Genomic DNA, 1,315 nt, shown 5'->3' on the forward strand with positions numbered 1-1,315 from the left:
CGTGATCTTCGAACAATCCGAAGGATCTGCGGTGGCCGCCTCGTTCATCCCGGAAAGTCCAGGTCATACACCACTTCGGTGGACGTGACCGATTTCTTGCCTGGTCAAGGCGAATACTCAGAACTCTCCGGCGCGATTGCCGGGAGGCGGTATGGCATGGGTCGACGCCCAAAGCCGGTGCGGGAAAACTCCTCCGCGGAATGGCAAAAATTGATGATCAGTAAATCAATCGAGGTTGCGGCTGGGCAGGGAGCCACGCGGGAAATGCCGGTCGGTCGGCGGGGGTGCCGAAACGAAGGCTGGGATTTGGTCCTCCCTCGGTGAGGGGCTGTTGGCGGTGGGTTTGTGGCGTGTTCGTCGGTGGGTGGGCTGTTGGCGGGGCGGTGGGTTTGTGGCGTGTTCGTCGGTCGGTGGGCTGTTGGCAGGGCAGTGAGTTTGCGGCGGTGGTCGTCAGCGGGCGGGTGGAGCGCGGCTGCGCTAGATTTCGCCGCGTGGCCCCCGAGGTGCGGTGGGCAGGGGAGCGGAGGCCGTGGTGCGGTTCGAGCGTGTGCTTTGCGCGTTGGTCCTGGTTGGGCTGGCCGGTGGGTGCACGTCCGCCGACGACGGGAAGCCCGCTGAGCCGGGGTCCTCGCCGGTGCTGGAGTCCGGTGGGGCGCCGCCGGCCTGGAGTGAACCGGCCGCCTACACGTTCACGCTGATCCGGGGGTGTGACGCGGCCGCGCCGTTGGGGCGGTACCAGGCCACCGTCAAGGACGGCGTGGTCACCTCCGCCGTCGAGGCTGACATGACGGGCGCTGCTCCGGTTCCCTCCGCCGAGGGCGAGGCAGAGGGCGATGCCGGAGGTGATCCCGAGGGTGGTCCCGGGCCGGCAACCGGCGAGGAGGGTGAGGGCGGCGAGGAGATCGACGTTCCCGCGCTCGGCCAGTTGATCGAGATGGCGGATACCGCGAAAGAGGACGGTGCCGAGGTGATCACCGAGTTCGACCGGGCTGATGGCCATCCGGTGAAGGTGACCATCAACGTCACCGACACCCCGGCCGGCGCCGAATGCTGGATCATCGCCGATTACCAGGCGTAGTCAGGCACGAAGACGCCGATTTTGGTAAGGAAAGGCCCGCCAGGAGAGGCCGGCAGGGGAATGCGTCGGCGCGACAAAGCGCATGGCGGGAAAGGTGCCTGGCGAGGAAAGGCGCGTAAGGCCCGCCGCCGTGCCTGATCGAGGTAGGCGTGGGCGCCCGGTCGAAGAGGCGCGGGGCCGGGTGGGGATGCCTGGTTCGAGGTTGGCGTGGGCTGGGCGTGGGCGCCTGGTCGAGGT

1 protein-coding gene is annotated in these 1,315 nt (G+C 67.8%); it reads left to right on the top strand.

The window, feature by feature from the left end:
• The first annotated feature begins 559 nt into the window (after positions 1 to 559).
• Positions 560 to 1,078 (top strand): hypothetical protein, encoded by a 519-nt coding sequence (locus ACQ0O7_RS45100; RefSeq protein ID WP_430792100.1) that lies wholly within the window; start codon positions 560 to 562, stop codon positions 1,076 to 1,078.
• The last annotated feature ends 237 nt before the right edge of the window (positions 1,079 to 1,315 follow it).

The organism is Actinoplanes sp. G11-F43 (genome assembly GCF_050589265.1).
GTDB lineage: Bacteria > Actinomycetota > Actinomycetes > Mycobacteriales > Micromonosporaceae > Actinoplanes.